The sequence below is a fragment of the Streptomyces sp. NPDC057617 genome, from assembly GCF_042800555.1.
Classification (GTDB): Bacteria; Actinomycetota; Actinomycetes; order Streptomycetales; family Streptomycetaceae; genus Streptomyces.
In genome coordinates this window covers 243604-262982 of sequence record NZ_JBHVGV010000013.1, presented here as the reverse complement: position 1 = coordinate 262982, position 19379 = coordinate 243604, and the positions used below count along the sequence as shown (strand labels likewise).

Sequence of the window (19379 nt, the reverse complement as noted above, 5' to 3'; positions counted from 1 at the left end):
CCGCGAATGGGCACGGGAGCAATGGAGCCTAACGGTAAATCCGGTGTGGATGGCCGGACTTCGCGCTCTTTGTCCCATGCGCTGACACTTCCTGCCATGCTGCGACGGCAGGGACAGCGGTCAATCTCACACTCTGCCGGTTCCAACCCCGGTCAGGGGTATGGCGGCGGCTAATGTGGGCTGCCAACAGTCCTAGTCAGAGCGGGGAATTGCTAGCGTATTCCGGGCCAGCGGAAGTGCGCAGACCGACCGAAAGATGTTCGAGGCGAGGCACACCATGGACGCTCCGACCACCACGTCGGCCGACAACGGCACTTCCGGAGGGAACGGAAGGGGCGGTTGGTTCGCTCCCCGCAGAGCGCCGAGCGGCGACGGCCGCACGGACTCCGGTACGGCGGAGCGGACCGCGGACGGCACGCCGGAGGCGGCCGGCCGGGAGCGAATACCCGTGCCGAGCCGGTCACTTGCGTCCATACGCCCGGTGGGTTCCGGGGCGGCGCGTCCCGGACGGCCGCTGCGCGAGGGCCCCGCAGGGCATGACAGCCGGCCAGATGCCGCCTCCCGTCCTCCGGCGCCCGTGAACGATGTACCCGACGCCTTCCGGCCCCGCACCAAGGGGCCGCGCGGCGGGGACGTACCGGCCGCGCATCCGCCGGTCCACGAGGGCCCCGGTATGCCGGGCGCGACCGGCGGAGCACCGCGGCCCGCCTCTCCCGCGGGCTCGGGGGAGGCCGCCGTACGATCCGGCGGCGCGCGGCAGGAGCCCGTACAGCAGGCCCCCGTACAAGCCTCCGTGCAGGCCCCGGTCCGGCCCGGTCCCGTACAGCAGCCCCCCGAGGGGCGCCCCCCGGCCGTACAGACCCCCGCCGGACCGCCGCCCGCCGCGCCAGGGCCCGAGGCCCAGCCGCGAGCCACGGATGCCGGCGCCTCTGCACCGAGCGCCGCCGCACCGCGCGTAGCCGAGCCGAGCGCCGCCGCACCGAGCGCCGGTGAGCAGCGCTCCCCTGAACCGCGCGCCGGTGAGGCCCGGGGCGCCGGTCCGCTGCCTCCCCAGGCGGCTCCGCTGCCCCAGGAAGCTCCGGTGCCGCGCGAGGCTCCGGTGTCCGCCGCGCTGCCTCCCGAGGTGCCGGCCTCGCAGCCGTCCACCCCCGCGCCCGAGACCTCCGGCTCGCTCTTCGCCGAGGACGCCAACGCGTCCCCCGACGCGGTCCTCATCCGCCGCACGCTGGACGAGGTCGCGCCCGTCGCCGACCAGCTCACCTCGTACTTCTACGCGCTGCTCTTCGTCCGCCACCCCGATCTGCGCGGCTTGTTCCCCGCGGCCATGGACGCCCAGCGCGACCGTCTCCTCAAGGCCCTGCTCACCGCCGCCGAGCACATGGACACCCCGGACATCCTGACCGGCTATCTCCGTCAGCTCGGGCGTGGGCACCGGAAGTACGGCACCCAGGCCGCGCACTACCCCGCCGTGGGCGAGGCCCTCATCGGCGCGCTGACCCGCTACGCCCTCCTGACCTGGGACGACGAGACCGAGGCCGCCTGGGTCAGGACGTACACGACCATCTCGCAGATCATGATCGACGCCGCCGCCGAGAACGAGGTGTACGCCCCGGCCTGGTGGCAGGCCGAAGTGGTCTCGCACGAACTGCGCACCCCGGACATAGCCGTCGTCACGGTCCGGCCCGACCAGCCGTACCCCTTCCTGGCCGGGCAGTACACCAGCCTGGAGACGCCGTGGTGGCCCCGGGTCTGGCGGCACTACTCGTTCGCCTCGGCGCCGCGCCCGGACGGGCTGCTGTCCTTCCACATCAAGGCCGTCCCGGCCGGCTGGGTCTCCAACGCCCTTGTCCACCACGCCGGTCCGGGCGATGTGCTGCGCCTCGGCCCGCCCGCCGGCTCGATGACCGTCGACCACAGCAGCCGGAACGGTCTGCTCTGTCTGGGCGGCGGCACCGGCATCGCGCCGATCAAGGCGCTCGTCGAGGATGTCGCCGAGCACGGGCACCGGCGTCCGGTCGAGGTCTTCTACGGCGCGCGCAGCGATCAGGACCTGTACGACATCGAGACGATGCTGCGGCTCCAGAGCGAGCACCCCTGGCTCTCTGTACGCCCGGTGGTCGCCGAGGGTCCCAGCCAGGGCCTGAAGGGACAGCTTCCGGAGGCGGTGCGCGAGCACGGTCCCTGGCACGAGTACGACGCGTATCTGTCGGGGCCGCCCGGGATGATCCGCAGCGGGCTGGACGCGCTCAAGGGCGCGGGGATTCCGTCCGAGCGGATACGCCACGACTCACTCGAAGAGCTGGTGGCGGCCGGCGCCAACTGACCGCGCGCCCGGCCCACGGACGGACACCGCGCGCCCGGCCCACGGACGGACACGACTCGGCGGCGACCATCAGCGACGGACACGACTCAGTGGCGGCCATCAGCCCAGGCCGGCGGCTTCGAGGGCGTCAGCCCAGGTCGGGGGCGTGCATCGCGCGCACGCCCTCGATATTTCCGTCCAGATAGTGCCGCAGCGACAGCGGTACGAGATGGACGGCGGCGATCCCGACCCTGCTGAACGGCACCCGGACGATCTCGTACTCCCCGCAGGGCTCGTCCATCTCGGGGCCGTGCCGCAGCGAGGTGTCCATCGACTCCAGCCGGCAGACGAAGAAGTGCTGCACCTTGACGCCGGTCACTCCGCCGCCGGCGATGTGCTCCACGGTGTCGACGAAGCACGGCACCACATCGACGATCTTGGCGCCCAGTTCTTCGTGGACTTCGCGGTGGAGCGCGTCGACGACGGTGGTGTCCGCCGTCTCGACCCCGCCGCCCGGAGTGATCCAGTACGGATCCACCCCCGGCTTGGTGCGTTTGATGAGGATCAGATCGTCCCCGTCGAGCAGGATGGCGCGTGCGGTGCGCTTGACCACGGGCCGTTCGGTCATGGGAAGAGGTTCGCCCGTACCACCCGTTCTGAAACTCCCGCCCGCCGTGCGGTCACCAGTCCGCCGCGGCGCGCAGCAGCCACTCGTGCGCCCGCGCGACCGGCGGCAGGGCGAGGGTCCCGGTGCGTACGACCAGGAAGTAGGTACGCAGCGGGGGCACCGGCGGATCGAGGAGCGCGACCACCTCTCCCCGCTCCAGCGCCCCCTGGCAGAGATAGCGGGGCAGTACGGCAAGGCCCGCGCCCGCCACCGCGCATTCCAGTACGGCCCGCAGATCGGGCGCGATCACCGTGCCCGCGGCGGCCGGCCGGGAGTCGAAGACGGCCGTCCAGTAGCGCGAGACGAGTGGCAGGGACTCGTGCACCTCCACCACCGGCAGCCGCTCCAGCACCACATGCCCCTCGCGCAGCACCGTGTGCCCCAGCCGCGCGGCCCAGCGGGGCGCGGCGACCAGCACATGCTCCTCGTCGCACAGGGGAGTCGCGGTGAACAGTCCGCCCCGGGGCCTGGCCGTGGCGATGACCAGATCGTGGTGTCCGGCTGCCAGCCCGTCCAGGGCCTCCTCGGCATTGCCGCAGAACGAGGTGCGCAGCGCGAGGCCCTGGGCCGTGAGCGGGGCGAGCGCGGGGAGCGCGCGCAGCGAAGTGAACTCCGGCGGCCCGGCGAGATGGAGCGTCCTTATGCCGGATTCCTCGTCGAGGCCGGTCTCGGCGATCTCGACCAGCGCGTCGAGATGGGGAGCCGCCCGCTGCGCGAGTTCGTCCCCGATCGTCGTGGGGGTCACGCCCCGGGCCTGGCGCAGGAAGAGCGGGCGGCCGAGCTGTCGCTCCAGGGTTCTGATCTGGCTGGTCACGGCGGGCTGGGAGAGGCCGAGCAGGGCCGCCGCCCGGGTGAAGGAGCCGGCGCGGTGGACGGTGACGAAGGTGCGCAGCAGAGCGAGGTCCATGTTCCGAGTACCGCTCTCCTGTCTCGTACCACGCCCCCGCGCCGTCTTCGGACCGTCAACTATAAATAAGTCGATAGGTTGCTGTCGCTACTGTGATTGGACACTGACGCAGAGTCAACTAGCCTTGGGCGAACGGTTCTCCGCGCGTGGAACGCACGGAACCCAGGACGGTCCGAGCCATGAGGGGGGAGGCTCGGACCGTCTGCGTCCCCGCGACATACACAGCGACGATCGCGGCGACGAACGCTGTGGCGAACGCACTGCTCAGCGAGCCGACCCGGCCAGCGCGCGCAGTACATCCGCCACCAGGTCCTCGGGATCCTCGGCCCCGACGGAGAAGCGGATGAAACCTTCCGGTACGGCGTCGCCGCCCCACCGCCCGCGGCGCTCGGCGGTCGACCGTACCCCGCCGAAGCTTGTCGCGTCGTCCACCAGCCGCAGTCCGCCGAGAAAGCGCTCGGCGCGCTCCCGGTCCGGCAGTACGAACGAGACCACGGAGCCGAACCGCCGCATCTGCCGCGAGGCCACGGGGTACGAGGGGTCGCCCGGCAGCCCGGGGTAGCGCAGCCCGGTCACCTCGTCGCGCCCCTCCAGCGCCCGGGCCAGCGTCAGCGCGTTCGCGCACTGCCGGTCGACGCGGAGCTGGAGCGTGGCCAGCGAACGGTGCGCGAGCCAGGCCTCCATGGGCCCCGGGATCGCCCCGACGACCTTGCGCCAGTGCCGTACCCCCGCCGCCAGCGCGGGATCCGCGCTGGTCACATGGCCGAGGAGGATATCGCCATGGCCCGTCATGCCCTTGGTGTCGCTGGCCACGGAGAAGTCCGCGCCCAGCTCCAGGGGCCGCTGGCCGAGCGGAGTGGCGAGGGTGTTGTCGACGGCGACGAGAGCGCCCGCGGCATGCGCCTCGTCCACCAGGCGCCGGATGTCGCAGACATCGAGCCCCGGGTTGGACGGGGTCTCGATCCAGAGCAGCCTGGCGCCGTCGAGAGCGCCGAGTTGGGCATCGCCGCCGGTCGGCGCCGTCCGTACCGTCACGCCGTACGCCTCCAGCCGCTCCCGCAGCAGCGGCAGGGCCTGATAGCCGTCGTCCGGCAGCACGATGGTCTCTCCGGCGCGGAGCTGCGAGAAGAGCACCGCCGAGATCGCGGCCATGCCGGAGGCGAAGACGACGGTCTCGACGGACTCCCCCGGCGCCTCCAGCTCGCCGATGGCCTGTTCGAGACGGGTCCAGGTCGGGTTCTCGTCCCGTCCGTAGGTGTACGGGCCCGTCGGCTCGCCCGGGAGGTGGTAGTGGGCGGCGAAGACCGGCCCCGGCAGGGTCGGTTCGTACGGCACGGGCTCCGGCAGCCCGGCCCGTACGGCCCGCGTACCGTCCCCGATGTCCATGCTGTCGGTGTCTCTGCTGCCGCCGGTCACGGGGTGGTCAGTCATTGTCGGGGAGCGCGACGTGCAGGGCCCAGGAGACGATCGAGATGATCAGTCCGCCGAGGACGGCAGTCCAGAAGCCGTCGACCTGGAAGCTCAGGTCCAGCTTGTCCGCGAGCCATGAGGTCAGCAGCAGCATCAGGGCGTTGATCACCAGGGTGATCAGGCCGAGCGTGAGGATGAACAGTGGCAGCGTCAGGAGCTTCACCACCGGCTTGACTATGAAGTTCACCAGGCCGAAGACCAGTGCCACGAGCACCAGCGTCAAGGCCTGGTTGGCGGTGTTGTCACCGGTGAGCGTGATGTCCGGGACCAGCCAGATGGCCACTGCCAGAGCGCCCGCGTTGGCGATCGTCTTGACTACGAAATTCTTCATGGTCTGATCGTGGCATGAAGGCATTCCGACTTGATGAGCTGGAGGCGGAGCGTGCCGCCAACGACGGGGCGTATCTGCAGTTTCTGCGCGAACGCAACATGTCAGTGGGCCTGTACGCGCTGGACGCCGGGGAGATCGACCCGCAGCAGCCGCACCGGCAGGACGAGGTGTACTTCGTCGTGAGCGGCCGGGCTTCGATCACCGTGGGGATGGAGACGACCCAGGTCGGCCGGGGCAGCGTGGTCTATGTGCCGGCCGGAGTCGCGCACAAGTTCCACCACATCACGGAGGATCTGCGGGTGATGGTCGTGTTCTCGCCGCCCGAGAGCTGACCGTGTCCCGGGAGCCGACCGTGTCCCGAAGGCTGACCATGTCTCCCGGGGTCTCCAGGGGTCTCTCGGCGTCGCTCGGGATTCCGTTTCTCAGGGGTGGCTCAGGGTCGGATCAGGGGAGAGCGGGGGCCGCGCGGCCTCCATGGGCGCCCCGGCGGCTCTAGCATCGATGGTGCAAGGGGATACGTGTGCCACTCGGTGAAGCGAGGTAAGGACGATGGCGGTTCGGGAGATACTCACGGGGCTGCCCTGGTGGGTGAAGTGGATCGCGGTGCCCGTCATCGCCATCGTGGTCTTCGGCGGGCTGATCATGAGCGTGGTCGCGTTTGTGATCGGAGTGCTCTTCAAGGTGCTGATCTTTGTGGCACTCGTCGGCGGACTCATCTATGTCGTACGGAAGTTCATGTCCTCGTCGTCCTCGCGGGGCGACTGGTAGGCGGCGACCGGTAAGTCAGCGGGCCGTACGCCCGTTAGCCCGCGCGAGGGAAAGGTGAACCAGAAACCATCTCGGCCCCCGGCCTGCCCCTAGAGTGACATATCTCTCCGTCCCCCAGTCCCCCTCAGGGGTGCGGCGGGCACGCGGGGGCGGCCCCCGCGGGCGGGCCCTCGCCCGTCACCATCCCGGGGGTGAGACCTTGGCCACGGCCCCACAACACGCTGTGCGGAATCGTCGACATGCCCTGCAGAATCGTCGCGGCAAGATCGTCGGCCTGAGGCGCGGCGATTGTCTGCTTTCCGATCCACGGTTTCGCGATCCACGGCCTTGCCATGTAGGGCGCGGGCCGTGGCTTTTTCTGTGCTCCACCGTCAACGGGAGCGACCGCTTCCGGAGGTGGAACGATTACGCAACGGGATCGCATCGCTGGTCAGCCCGCTCGCCTTCTCTTTCCGTATCTGAAAAATTACTCCTTGTGATCTGCTAGCGCTTACAGGACGATTGCGTCAAGAGGGTCAACGGGGATCATTCCCAGCCACTGTTTCATCTACTCCGGAGTACAGCGATGCGCGAGTCGGTGCAGGCCGAGGTCCTGATGAGCTTCCTCGTCTCCGAGGAACTGGCGTTCCGGATCCCGGTGGAACTCCATTACGAGGTGAGGGATCCCTACGCCGTGCGCATGACATTCCATCTGCCCGGCGATGCCCCTGTGACCTGGACTTTTGGCCGTGAGCTACTGCTCGACGGCATCAACACGCCGAGTGGCGACGGTGATGTGCATATCGCGCCGACCGAGCCCGAGGACCTCTCCGATGTCCATATCCGCCTCCAGGTCGGCGACGATCACGCGCTCTTCCGGGTCAGTGCCGCGCCGCTGGTGGCCTTCCTCGACCGTACGGACCGGCTGGTGCCGCTCGGGCAGGAGCGCACGCTCGGTGACTTCGAGGTCAATCTGGAGCAGGCGCTCGACCGCATCCTGGCCGGGGAGAACGCCGGCTGAGCCCGGTTGGACGGGGCCGTACGGGTGATCCTTCCCGGCGGCCGTTTCGCGGCCCCGGCCGGCGCTGAACGTACTGCTACTTCTTGCGGCGCCGGCCCTTGCCGCCGCCCAGCCCGCGCGCCGGTGCGCTCTGTACCGGCAGGGCAGGCCCTGTCTGCGGACTCGCCGGACCTGCCGGAGCTGCCGGGCCTGTCGTACCCGCCGGACCGGCCGGGCCTGTGGACCAGGGACCCGCCGTCCCGGGAGCCTGGGCCGGCGATACGGGAGGCGCCCCGTGTCCCGCCCGGTCGGCGGAGACCACCAGAGCCGCCAGCGCCGTGGTCACCGGCACCGACGCGACCAGACCGATCGAGCCCACCAGGGTCCGTACGATCTCCTCCGCCACCAGCTCACTGTTGGCGACCGTACCCACACCCGACTGCGCGATCGAGAAGAGCAGCAGCAGAGGCAGGGCGGCGCCCGCGTAGGCCAGGACCAGCGTATTGACCACCGAGGCGATATGGTCCCGGCCGATCCGGATACCCGCCCGGTAGAGGGCACGGGGCCCCATCGACGGATCCGCCTGATGCAGCTCCCAGACCGCCGAGGTCTGGGTGACCGTCACATCGTCGAGAACACCCAGCGAACCGATGATGACCCCGGCGAGCAGCAGTCCGCTCATATCGATCCCGGGATAGAGACCGTGGATCAGCCCGGTGTTGTCGTCGGTGTTGCCGGTCAGGCTCGCCCAGCCGATGAAGACCGACCCCAGCAGCCCGATCAGCAGCAGGGATACCAGAGTGCCGAGGACCGCGACCGAGGTACGGGCCGTCAGTCCATGGCACATATAGAGCGCGATCAGCATGATCGCGCTGGCCCCGATCACCGCCACGACCAGCGGATTCGAGCCCTGGAGTATCGCGGGCAGGATGAACAGCGTCAGCACGGCGAACGAGACCGCCAGCGCGACCAGCGCCATGACCCCGCGCAGCCGCCCCACCACGACCACAGCGAGCGCGAAGATCCCGGCCAGCAGGGCCATGGGGAACTTCCGGTTGACATCCGTCACCGAGTACTGGAGATCGCGGGGAGCGTCGGGTGCGTATGCCACCACAACGCCTTGTTTCACGTGAAACTGCCGCGGTGCGTCCGGCTGGACGATCTCGACGAAGGTCCGGCCCTTCTCCTTGCCGCTGGTGACTTCGATGGTGGCCTTCTTGCAGTCACCGGTCTGCTCCCGGTCCGCCTCGCGCCCCTGGGGTTTCGAGGTGTCACCGGTGGACGGGACCTGGGCGGCGTTCACGGACTTGCAGTCGACCTGCTGGATCTGCACCACCCGGCCCTGCTCGGTCTGCCGGTCGAAGCCCACCCCCGTACGTTCATGCGCCGGAGCGCCGCCCGGCCAGAGCACCACCAGACCGACGACCACCGCGGCCGCGAACGGGATCAGAACCGCCGCGATGACCTTGCGAAGGTGCTGGGAGACCGGCGCGGCGGGGCCATGACTGTGCGAGTGCCCGTGCGATTCATGGGTCTGCTGGGATGAGGTCACCGACCGATCATCGCAAGAAGCCTGAGGCCCTCTGTTCAGCACGCCGGATATGACGCTAGCGTGGGGGCACCTTTTGCACACGCGGGAGCTCGGAGCACCGGGCTGAGAGGGCGCTGACTGTGGCGTTCCGGGGAGTATCCCCTGGACCCCTGAGCTGCGCCGACCGCTGAACCTGTTACCGGGTAATGCCGGCGTAGGGAGTAGGTCTCATGACCGTTCAGGACGCACACACGCCTGCCTCCGATTCTGAAAACGAGTCTGGACATTCGAGCGAGGCTCATGGTTCGAGCCGGACTCAAAGGACTATCGGCTGGCACAAGGGATATGTCCAGGGCTCGCGCCCTGACCTCCAGGTTCCGGTCCGCCAGGTGCACCTCACCAACGGCCAGGACGTCACGCTGTACGACACCTCGGGTCCGTACACCGATCCGGCCGTCGAGACCGATGTACGCCGCGGTCTCGCGCCACTCCGGGAGAACTGGATCATCGGGCGGGGGGACACCGAGGAGTACGCGGGCCGGCCGGTCCGCCCCGAGGACGACGGGCTCAAGCACACGGCGCCGCGCGGCGGGCTGCGCAACCTCGACGCGGTCTTCCCCGGCAGGCCGCGCCAGCCGCGCCGGGCGCGGGCCGGACAGACCGTGACGCAGCTCTCGTACGCCCGGCGCGGGGAGATCACGCAGGAGATGGAGTACGTCGCGATCCGGGAGAACGTGTCCCCGGAGGTCGTGCGCGAGGAGATCGCCGCGGGCCGTGCCGTACTGCCGGCCAATGTCAATCACCCGGAGATCGAGCCGATGATCATCGGCAAGCGGTTCCTGGTGAAGGTCAACGCCAACATCGGCAATTCCGCGGTCACTTCCTCCATCGAGGAGGAGGTGGAGAAGATGACCTGGGCGACCCGCTGGGGCGCCGACACGGTCATGGACCTCTCCACCGGCCGCAATATCCACACCACGCGCGAGTGGGTGCTGCGCAACTCCCCCGTGCCGATCGGCACCGTGCCGCTCTACCAGGCGCTCGAAAAGGTCGACGGCAAGGCCGAGGAGCTGACCTGGGAGATCTACAAGGACACGGTCGTCGAGCAGGCCGAACAGGGCGTCGACTACATGACGGTCCATGCCGGGGTGCTGCTGCGGTACGTTCCGCTGACGGCGCGCCGCAAGACGGGCATCGTCTCGCGCGGCGGCTCGATCATGGCGGCATGGTGCCTCGCGCACCACAAGGAGTCGTTCCTGTACGAGAACTTCGAGGAGCTGTGCGAGATCCTCGCGGCGTACGACGTGACGTACTCCCTCGGTGACGGCCTGCGGCCGGGGTCCATCGCGGACGCCAACGACGAGGCCCAGTTCGCCGAGCTGCGCACGCTGGGGGAGCTGAACTCGACCGCCAAGCGGCTCGGCGTACAGACCATGATCGAGGGCCCGGGCCATGTCCCGATGCACAAGATCAAGGAGAACATCGACCTCCAGCAGGAGATCTGCGAGGAGGCGCCGTTCTATACGCTCGGCCCGTTGACGACCGATGTGGCCCCGGCGTACGACCACATCACCTCCGGCATCGGCGCGGCGATGATCGCGTGGTGGGGTACGGCGATGCTCTGCTACGTCACCCCCAAGGAGCACCTGGGGCTGCCGGACCGGGACGACGTCAAGACCGGTGTCATCACGTACAAGATCGCCGCGCATGCCGCGGACCTCGCCAAGGGGCACCCGGGGGCGCAGGCGTGGGACGACGCGCTGTCCGACGCCCGGTTCGAGTTCCGCTGGGAGGACCAGTTCAATCTGGCCCTGGATCCGGACACGGCCCGGGAGTTCCACGACGAGACGCTGCCGGCGGAGCCGGCGAAAACGGCGCACTTCTGCTCGATGTGCGGCCCGAAGTTCTGCTCGATGAAGATCTCGCAGGACATCCGGCGGCGGCACGGCGGCGAGTTCGAGAGCGACGGCGGCGGCGACGGTACGGGAAGCGCGGGCGAGGCGGGCGCAGCGATCGGGGCCGACGAGATCGAGGCGGGCATGGCGCAGAAGTCCAAGGAATTCGCCGCGGCCGGCAACCGGGTCTATCTGCCGCTGGCGGACTGAACCCGGCGGACTGAGGGCCGGCGGCCCTCCGGACCGAGCGCCGGGCCTGAGAGGCTACGCAGCCTCGGAGGCCGGACGACGGAACGGCGGGCCAACGGTGCCGGGCACCGGCCGGAGGTCACTCCGGTCGGTGGTCCGGGCCGCCGAAATCTGGGCTGGTGAAGTCCGGGCTGGTGAAGCTGGGGCGCTGGCCGGTGGTGGCGCCCTCGTCCGGGCTGCTGAAGTCCGGCCGGCTGTAGCCGATCTTGGGCAGGTGCTTGGCCGGCCGGACCGGTCCCGGGGCCGCCGGGTCCGCGCTCGGGTCGGCCAGAACGTCGCGCAGGAAGGGCAGGATGCCCCTCTCCAGCAGCGCATGGCGCCAGGCCTCCCGGGCCCGGGCCACCTCGTCGGGCAGCTCACCGCTCGGCGACTCCTCGGCCGGGAGCTGGGTCTTGCTGTTGCGCAGGGCCGTGACCAGCAGACCGATCGCGGCGGCCAGGATGCCCAGCGCGGTGATGGCACCGAAGAACCAGCCCACGGCCAGCAGGCTGTCCGCGAACGCGGGCGGTCGGCTGAGTGCCTTGAGGAGATAACCGACGAGCAGGAAGATCACCGCGGCGACGCCACCGAGGACCGGGACCAGCACCGTGATGATCGCCGTGAACCCCGCGCCGGATTCCGGTACTTCGGCCTCGGCCGGATCCAGCACGGAATCGCGCGCCGAGCCGGAGCGAGCCGCATCAGAACGAGCCGCATCAGAACGAGCCGCATCGGAGCGCGTCGAGTCCGAGCGGGCCGGGTCGGACCCCGCCGAGTCGGATCGTACGGAGCCGGCGCGGGCCGAAGCGGAAAGACCCGGCGAGCGGAACTCCTCGCGGATCTTCGTGTAGTGCTCGTACTCGGCGGCCGCGGCCGTGGTGATCCGCGCCGTGGACTTCAGGGCCATGGTGCGTAGCTGCTCGCTGGTGAGCCGCTCCCCGATCGCGGCGAGATCAGGGCGCTCGTGCGCGTTGTGCAGCACGACATCGAGGATCCGCTCGAATTCCGCGCGATCCTCGCTGAGCAGGTGCGGAGCGCTGTTCATGTGCATCCCCCGATGCTCCGTAGGGCCGGTTCGCCCGCGTGGGACGGGCAGTTGGCGGAAACGGAGGAGAGCCTGCTACGGATAAGCCGATGGTAGAGCTGTTTTGGCGTGAGGTGACAGGGGGTTTACCTAAATCGGCTCGACTCCGTTGTCTCAGTTCTCCAGAGGAAGCCGGACGACCAGCAGCTTTCCCGCCATCGTCACACCGCCGTCCATCGCGATGGCAAGTCCGTCGGCATATACGTGTGGCCCTTCCACCAGCGGACCCGTGTCGGCTTCGCCGTCCGAGGCGTCTTCGGTGCCGACTTCGCCCAGCAGATAGGGAATCGGGCTGTGGCCATGGACGACGCGCTGTCCGCCGTACCGGGAGAGCAGTTCCCGTACGGCCTCGGGGCCGCCGTCGTCGCGGAAGGCAAAGCGCTTGGTGAGTTTGCGGAACAGGTCCCAGCATTCGTCCGCGTCATTGCGGGTGAGGATCTGATGAATCGTGTCGTTGACGTCCTCGATCGTGGATCCGTAGTCCAGATAGGCCGTCGTGTCGGAGTGCAGGAGGAGATGTCCGTCCGCCTCGACGACCGCGTCGAGCCGGGACATCCACTGGAGATGGACGTCCTGGAGGCGCTCCATATCGGTGCGCTGACCGCCGTTGAGCAGCCAGGCCGCCTGGAAAGTGGCCGTACCCGCGCCGGAGTTGACATGGGTGTCGCCGAAGCGTCTGGCGCCGATCAGCAGCAGTTCGTGATTGCCCATCAGGGCCTTGCAGTAGCCGCCCGCCGCCGCCGCTTCCGCGGAGAGCCGCATCACGAGGTCGATGACCCCGATGCCGTCGGGGCCGCGGTCGGTGAAGTCACCGAGGAACCAGAGACGCGCGGTGCCCGCGGCCCAGTGGCCGTCGGCGTCGATCAGTCCCTGTGCGGTCAGCGCGGCGAGGAGTTCGTCGAGATAGCCGTGGACGTCGCCGACGACATAGAGCGGGCCGAGGCCGTCGGGCACCGACGGTTCCGCCACGGGGCCGACATGCACCTGGACCGTGTCCCCCCGGTTGATCACCGGGAGATCGCGTTCGGTGGGGGTGTAGCCCTCCGGGGGCTCGTCGTCGGGGACCGCGTTGCCGGGATGCCCGGACGGGCCGGCGGCCGCGGGGCCTGACGGGCCGGGTTCTCCGGACTGCACGGGGACCAGCGCGTACGGCGGTACGCGGAAGTCGCGCAACGTCGCCGTCCGCACCACGGGTCCCTGGCCGGCCCCCTGTGTCATCGACCCCTCCACCGCCGTCGTGCCGCCGTACACCTGTGGGGCCAGCCCGGCCGGTGGGGGATGAGCCCGTCGGCGGTGAGCGAAGGTCCGTGGTGTCGTGCGCCCATCATAGGAATGCAGGTCCTCCCGTGTGACGCACCAGGGGTGGTGAATCCGATTGCACCTCCGGTTCACCGGCTGTTTTCGGATCGATCGCCCGAAATGTCAAAGGTCTGGGCCTTCACCGGTCATTGCACCGGCTCCTCCCCCCTGTGTCCCAGGCGTCTCGGCAGCCCCTGACCGCGTGCTGTGCTTCGCGCGGTCAGGGGTCCGCCGTACGGAGGTGTGCTGAGGCGTACTCAGGCTCAGTCGCCCGCGGGGGACCGGGGCGCGCTGACCGTGGTGCGCGGGGGGCGGCGCTGGGAGGAGGTCCGGACGATCAGTTCGGTCGGTATCACCTGCTCGACCGGCCGGTCGGTCTCCAGCCCCTCGATGGCGTCGATGAGGAGCTGGATGACCGCGGTGCCGATACGGCGCGGCTTGAGCGAGAGCGTGGTGATCGGCGGCTCCGTCGAGGCGTACACGGTGGACTCGCTGCAGCAGACGAGCAGGAGATCGTCCGGTACGCGCAGTCCGTACCGCCGTGCGGCGGCGAGCAGATCGGTGCCGTTGGGGTCGAAGAGCCCGTAGACGGCGTCGGGCCGGTCCGGGCGGGCCAGCAGCCGGTCGGCGGCGACGGCCCCCGCGCACGGGTCGTGGGCGGGATAGGACTCGTAGACCGGGTCCTGGCCGACTCGTTCGCACCAGTGCAGATAGGCGGTGGTGGAGAGCCGGGTGTAGGTGTCCGTGGTGGTGCCGGTGAGCAGGCCGATCCGGCGTGCGCCGGCGGCGGCGAGATGGTCGAGCAGATCGAGGACGGCCGCTTCGTGGTCGTTGTCGACCCAGGCGGTGACGGGAAGGGTGCCCGCGGGCCGGCCGTCGGAGACGACGGGAAGGCCCTGGCGGACGAGTTCGGTGACCACCGGATCGTGGTCGGAGGGGTCGATGACGACGGTGCCGTCGAGGGCGACATTGGCCCAGACGTCATGGCGGGAGGTGGCGGGGAGGATGACGAGGGCGTAGCCGCGAGCGAGTGCGGCGGAAGTCGCGGCCCTGGCCATCTCGGCGAAGTAGGCGAACTCGGTGAAGGTGAAAGGTTCATCCCCGTACGTCGTCACGGTCAGGCCGATGAGGCCCGACTTGCCGGTACGGAGGGTTCGGGCGGCGGCGGACGGCCGGTAGCCGAGGCGTTCGGCGACTTCTCGGACATGGCGTCGGGTGGCGTCGGGTAACCGGCCCTTGCCGTTGAGCGCGTCCGAGACAGTCGTGATGGAGACACCGGCTGCGGCGGCCACGTCCCGGATGCCCGCCCGACCTTGCCGGCTTCCCCGGCGGGTTGTGTCCGTCCGGCTCACCTGGTGTTTCCCTGCTGCTGTCATGGCGAGCCGATAGTAGGGCTCGGGCGGGCGGTGGGTCCGGTCGCACAATCACCTATGGGCAGGCACGTTTTTGCATGGTTGCAGGTGGTAAATGGCCTTGGAAGGCAAGGGAGTTAACACGTGTAGCTATGTTCTGCCATGCAACGAGCGGCATGGACCTGGCGAAGGGGCCATGTTTCGAAGAGGTCTCAACTCACCTCTACGGGGGACGCGCGCCACGGCGCGGGCCACCGGCGCGCGCCAGGGGAGCGTGTGCGCCCCTCCCCTGGCGGCCGTCCGCAGGCCGTCCGCAGGCCATCCGGCGGCCTCCCGCAGGACGTCCTGCGGGAGGCCCGCCACAGCGCGGCGCGTGCCCTTCGGCTGCGTGACGGGTGTGCGGTGGGTGTGCGGCGGACCTCCCTCGGCCGCCATTCGCAGCGGACACGAATCCTCATAAGGTGTGCAGCATTGAAGTCGTCATCGATGCCGGAATCGACACCGGTATCCCTGACGGTGATGCCGGAGTCGAAGTCGTACGGACCCGTGAACGGCCGAGGAGGACCTGCGGTGAGCGAGACGAGCCCCAAGCTGCGTGCCGAGCTGGACGGCATCCCCACGTACAAGCCGGGCAAACCTGGCGGGCCGACGGCGTCCGGCGGCCCCGCCGCGTACAAGCTGTCCTCCAACGAGAACCCGTACCCGCCGCTGCCGGGCGTGATGGAGCGGGCGATCGAGGCCGCGGGCGCCTTCAACCGCTACCCGGACCTGGCCTGCAGCGGGCTGATGGAGGAGCTGGCCGACCGCTTCGGGGTGCCCGTGTCGCATCTCGCGACCGGTACGGGGTCGGTGGGGGTCGCACAGCAGTTGCTCCAGGCCACCTCGGGCCCCGGTGACGAGGTCATCTACGCCTGGCGCTCCTTCGAGGCGTACCCGATCATCACCCAGATCGCGGGCGCGGCCTCCATAAAGGTGCCGCTGACCCCGGGCGACGTGCACGACCTGGACGCGATGGCCGAGGCGATCACCGAGCGGACCCGGCTGATCTTCGTCTGCAACCCCAACAACCCGACCGGCACGGTGGTGCGCCGGGCCGAGCTGGAACGGTTCCTCGACCGGGTGCCGGCGGATGTGCTGGTCGTGCTCGACGAGGCGTACCGGGAGTTCATGCGGCCCGGGCGGGGCGCGGAGGGCGGCGAGGTGCCGGACGGGGTGGAGATCTACCGCGACCGCCCGAATGTGGCGGTGCTGCGTACGTTCTCCAAGGCGTACGGGCTGGCAGGGCTGCGGGTCGGCTTCGCGATCGCCCATGAGCCGGTGGCCGCCGCGCTGCGGAAGACCGCGGTCCCGTTCGGTGTGAGCCAGATCGCGCAGGAGGCGGCGATCGCCTCGCTGCGTGCCGAGGACGAGCTGCTGGGACGGGTGGGCGCGCTGGTCGCCGAGCGCGAGCGGGTGCACGCGGGGCTGATCGGCCAGGGCTGGACCGTACCGGAGACGCAGGCCAATTTCGTCTGGCTGCGGCTCGGTGAGCGTACGGTCGCGTTCGCGGCGGCGTGTGAGGCGGCCGGTGTGGTCGTACGGCCCTTCCCGGGCGAGGGGGTACGGGTCACGATCGGCGAGCACGAGGCCAATGACCTGTTCCTTCAGGCGGCCGAGGCGTTCCGTAAGGAGATGTAGTCCGGCGGGGTGTGGCCGGTGAAGGCGGGCGGGGGCGGTCTCTTCGGGGCCGCCCCTTCCGCATGTCCGGGGGTGGCGGGTGGCTGACCGGGGGTGGCTGCAGTGGCTGGTCTTCGACCCCCCCTGCGTCGGCTCGGAAGGGTGTGCGACATAATGCTTGTGAATGTGAACGCGTTCACAAGCTCGTCTTGTTCGTCGCGGTATGTCCGGGGTGAAAGGGGCAAGCCGCCTCCGTCACCACGGCCGACCGAGGCGCGCAGGGCGGTTGTGCAAGGCGATTTGCAAGGCGATTAAGGAGAAGGCGACGTGTACCTGGCTCTGGCGCCGGAGACCCTGGCGCGATGGCAGTTCGGCATCACCACCGTCTACCACTTCCTCTTCGTCCCCCTGACGATCTCGCTCGCCGCGCTCACCGCCGGCCTGGAGACCGCCTGGGTCCGCACGGGGAATCCGAAGTACCTCAGAGCCACCAAGTTCTGGGGCAAGCTCTTTCTGATCAATATCGCGATGGGGGTCGTCACCGGCATCGTGCAGGAGTTCCAGTTCGGGATGAACTGGTCCGACTACTCGCGCTTCGTCGGTGACATCTTCGGAGCCCCGCTCGCCTTCGAGGCGCTGATCGCCTTCTTCTTCGAGTCCACCTTCATCGGGCTGTGGATCTTCGGCTGGGACAAACTGCCGAAGAAGATCCATCTCGCCTGTATATGGATGGTCTCGATCGGCACGGTCCTCTCCGCCTACTTCATCCTGGCGGCCAACTCCTGGATGCAGCACCCGACCGGCTTCCGTATCAACGAGGAAGCCGGACGCGCCGAACTCACCGACTTCTGGAAAGTCCTCACCCAGGACACCGCGCTCACCCAGTTCTTCCACACCCTGACGGCCGCTTTCCTGGTCGGCGGCGCGTTCATGGTCGGCATCGCGGCCTTCCATCTCGCCCGTAAGAAGCACATCCCGGTGATGCGGACCTCGCTCCGCCTCGGCCTGGTCACGGTGGTGATCGCCGGACTGCTCACCGCCGTCAGCGGTGACACGCTCGCCAAGGTCATGTTCAAGCAGCAGCCGATGAAGATGGCCGCGGCCGAGGCCCTCTGGGAGGGCCAGGCGCCCGCGCCCTTCTCGCTCTTCGCGTACGGAGATGTCGAGAAGGGCCACAACACCGTGGCCGTCGAGGTCCCCGGACTGCTGTCCTTCCTCGCCAACAGCGACTTCAGTTCGCATGTCCCCGGCATCAACGACGTCAACAAGGCCGAGCAGCAGAAGTACGGGCCCGGCGACTACCGGCCCAATATCCCGGTCGCCTACTGGAGTTTCCGCTGGATGATCGGCTTCGGCATGGCGTCCTTCGCCATCGGGCTGCTCGGACTCTGGCTGACCCGGAAGAAGTTCCTGCTGCCGCCCGCCCTGCGGACCGGCGAGGACGAGGTGCCGCATCTCGTTCTCTTCAGGAAGAAGGCGCTGAGCCCGAAGTTCGCCAAGTGGTACTGGATCACCGCCCTCTGGACCCTGCTCTTCCCGCTGATCGCCAACTCCTGGGGCTGGATCTTCACCGAGACGGGACGCCAGCCCTGGGTCGTGTACGGGGTGCTCCGCACGGCCGACGCGGTCTCCCCCGGTGTCTCGCAGGCCGAGGTGCTCATCTCGATGACCGTCTTCACCCTGCTGTACGCCGTCCTCGCGGTCATCGAGGTCAGGCTGCTGATCAAGTACGTCAAGGCCGGGCCGCCGGAGCTGACGGACGCCGATCTCCATCCGCCCACGAAGATCGGCGGCGATCCGGCGGACGCCGACCGGCCGATGGCCTTCTCGTACTGACGATTCGACCGAGGGAAGCGAGGAGCTATGGAACTCCACGATGTTTGGTTCGTCCTGATCGCCGTTCTCTGGACCGGCTACTTCTTCCTAGAAGGCTTCGACTTCGGCATCGGGATCCTGACCAAGCTGCTGGCCCGCGACCGCAAGGAGCGGCGGGTCCTCATCAACACCATCGGGCCTGTCTGGGATGGCAATGAGGTCTGGCTGCTGAGCGCGGGCGGGGCGACCTTCGCCGCCTTCCCCGAGTGGTACGCCACCCTTTTCTCCGGCTTCTATCTGCCGCTGCTGCTCATCCTGGTCTGTCTGATCGTGCGCGGTGTCGCCTTCGAATACCGGGCCAAGCGGCCCGAGGAGAACTGGCAGCGCAACTGGGAGCACGCGATCTTCTGGACCTCGCTGCTGCCCGCGGTGCTGTGGGGTGTCGCCTTCGGCAATATCGTGCGGGGCGTCGCGATCGACGCGCACAAGGAGTACGTCGGCAGCTTCGGCGACCTGCTCAATCCGTACGCGCTGCTGGGCGGACTGGTCACGCTGACCCTCTTCACCTTCCATGGCGCGGTGTTCGCCGCGCTCAAGACGGTGGGGGACATACGGGTCCGGGCCAGGAAGCTGGCCGTAGGACTGGGGCTGCTCACCGCCCTGCTGGCGCTCGGTTTTCTGCTCTGGACCCAGGCGGACAAGGGCGACGGTACGAGCCTGGTCGCCCTGATCGTGGCCGTGGTGGCGCTGGCCGGCGCGGTCGGGACCATCGCGGCGGGGCGCGAGGGCTGGTCGTTCGCCCTCTCCGGCGTCACGATCGTGGCCGTTGTGGCGATGCTCTTTCTGACGCTCTTCCCGAATGTCATGCCGTCGTCGCTGGATCCGGCCTGGAGCCTGACGGTGACGAACGCCTCGTCCACCCCGTACACGCTGAAGATCATGACCTGGTGTGCGGGGATCGCGACTCCGGTGGTGCTGCTCTATCAGGGGTGGACGTACTGGGTGTTCCGCAAGCGGATCGGGACGCAGCACATCGCGGATGCGTGAGCCACTATGCGGGATTTGCTCATGGTCATGAGTGTCGGGCGGCATCAG

General features: G+C 69.1%; 16 protein-coding genes and 1 riboswitch. Of the genes, 8 read left to right on the top strand and 8 right to left on the bottom strand.

Translation table 11 applies throughout. The features are described 5' to 3' along the window. The first annotated feature begins 673 nt into the window (after nt 1-673). Entirely contained in the window at nt 674-2323 is a 1650-nt protein-coding gene (locus tag ACFU9P_RS28905) for a globin domain-containing protein (protein ID WP_384086422.1), read from the top strand. 127 nt (nt 2324-2450) lie between these two features. Here ACFU9P_RS28905 and ACFU9P_RS28900 read toward each other — a convergent pair whose 3' ends face one another. From ACFU9P_RS28900 to ACFU9P_RS28885, 4 genes are all read right to left on the bottom strand, one after another. Then, on the bottom strand, nt 2451-2930 hold the full coding sequence (locus tag ACFU9P_RS28900) for an NUDIX domain-containing protein (protein WP_046494291.1): 480 nt from the start codon (nt 2928-2930) through the stop codon (nt 2451-2453). Nucleotides 2931-2982: 52 nt separating this feature from the next. Further along, complete coding sequence (locus ACFU9P_RS28895; protein WP_376383231.1) at nt 2983-3876, bottom strand: LysR family transcriptional regulator; 894 nt, start codon at nt 3874-3876, stop codon at nt 2983-2985. Between the two features lie 264 nt (nt 3877-4140). After that, nucleotides 4141-5262: a cystathionine gamma-lyase gene (locus ACFU9P_RS28890; protein ID WP_384086420.1), complete on the bottom strand. Its 1122-nt coding sequence runs from the start codon at nt 5260-5262 to the stop codon at nt 4141-4143. A gap of 37 nt (nt 5263-5299) precedes the next feature. Continuing rightward, complete coding sequence (locus tag ACFU9P_RS28885) at nt 5300-5677, bottom strand: phage holin family protein (RefSeq protein ID WP_376383229.1); 378 nt, start codon at nt 5675-5677, stop codon at nt 5300-5302. A 14-nt stretch (nt 5678-5691) separates the two neighbouring features. On the opposite strand from ACFU9P_RS28885, the gene ACFU9P_RS28880 reads away from it, so the two are divergent. From ACFU9P_RS28880 to ACFU9P_RS28870, 3 genes are all read left to right on the top strand, one after another. After that, the gene (locus ACFU9P_RS28880) at nt 5692-6009 is read left to right on the top strand and encodes a cupin domain-containing protein (RefSeq protein WP_376383227.1); all 318 of its coding nucleotides are present in this window, start codon (nt 5692-5694) and stop codon (nt 6007-6009) included. Between the two features lie 217 nt (nt 6010-6226). After that, nucleotides 6227-6445 carry a DUF5326 family protein gene (locus ACFU9P_RS28875; RefSeq protein WP_376383225.1) on the top strand — a complete coding sequence of 73 codons (219 nt, stop codon included), beginning with the start codon at nt 6227-6229 and terminating at the stop codon, nt 6443-6445. 565 nt (nt 6446-7010) lie between these two features. Then, nucleotides 7011-7445: an SsgA family sporulation/cell division regulator gene (locus ACFU9P_RS28870; RefSeq protein WP_376383223.1), complete on the top strand. Its 435-nt coding sequence runs from the start codon at nt 7011-7013 to the stop codon at nt 7443-7445. A 76-nt stretch (nt 7446-7521) separates the two neighbouring features. Here ACFU9P_RS28870 and ACFU9P_RS28865 read toward each other — a convergent pair whose 3' ends face one another. Then, entirely contained in the window at nt 7522-8976 is a 1455-nt protein-coding gene (locus ACFU9P_RS28865; RefSeq protein WP_384086297.1) for a YibE/F family protein, read from the bottom strand. A gap of 71 nt (nt 8977-9047) precedes the next feature. Then, a riboswitch (TPP riboswitch) is annotated at nt 9048-9193 on the top strand. On the opposite strand from ACFU9P_RS28865, the gene thiC reads away from it, so the two are divergent. Beyond that, nucleotides 9186-11060, top strand: coding sequence for a phosphomethylpyrimidine synthase ThiC (gene thiC / locus ACFU9P_RS28860; protein WP_384086294.1), 1875 nt, complete (start codon nt 9186-9188; stop codon nt 11058-11060). Its footprint overlaps the riboswitch before it by 8 nt. Before the next feature lie 118 nt (nt 11061-11178). Here the strand turns inward: thiC and ACFU9P_RS28855 are convergent, their stop codons facing one another. The 3 genes from ACFU9P_RS28855 to ACFU9P_RS28845 all read right to left on the bottom strand — a co-directional run bounded on the left by ACFU9P_RS28855 (nt 11179) and on the right by ACFU9P_RS28845 (nt 14837). After that, nucleotides 11179-12129: a hypothetical protein gene (locus ACFU9P_RS28855; protein ID WP_384086291.1), complete on the bottom strand. Its 951-nt coding sequence runs from the start codon at nt 12127-12129 to the stop codon at nt 11179-11181. A gap of 147 nt (nt 12130-12276) precedes the next feature. Then, entirely contained in the window at nt 12277-13380 is a 1104-nt protein-coding gene (locus tag ACFU9P_RS28850) for a metallophosphoesterase (RefSeq protein WP_384086288.1), read from the bottom strand. 344 nt (nt 13381-13724) lie between these two features. Next, nucleotides 13725-14837 (bottom strand): LacI family DNA-binding transcriptional regulator, encoded by a 1113-nt coding sequence (locus ACFU9P_RS28845; RefSeq protein ID WP_376383213.1) that lies wholly within the window; start codon nt 14835-14837, stop codon nt 13725-13727. A 546-nt stretch (nt 14838-15383) separates the two neighbouring features. Here ACFU9P_RS28845 and hisC point away from each other — a divergent pair. The 3 genes from hisC to cydB all read left to right on the top strand — a co-directional run bounded on the left by hisC (nt 15384) and on the right by cydB (nt 19331). Then, on the top strand, nt 15384-16490 hold the full coding sequence (hisC, locus tag ACFU9P_RS28840) for a histidinol-phosphate transaminase (RefSeq protein WP_384086285.1): 1107 nt from the start codon (nt 15384-15386) through the stop codon (nt 16488-16490). A gap of 306 nt (nt 16491-16796) precedes the next feature. Then, a complete protein-coding gene (locus tag ACFU9P_RS28835; protein WP_376383209.1) occupies nt 16797-18305 on the top strand; it encodes a cytochrome ubiquinol oxidase subunit I in 1509 nt (502 codons plus the stop codon). 27 nt (nt 18306-18332) lie between these two features. Continuing rightward, nucleotides 18333-19331 (top strand): cytochrome d ubiquinol oxidase subunit II, encoded by a 999-nt coding sequence (gene cydB, locus ACFU9P_RS28830; RefSeq protein ID WP_384086282.1) that lies wholly within the window; start codon nt 18333-18335, stop codon nt 19329-19331. Nucleotides 19332-19379 lie beyond the last annotated feature (48 nt).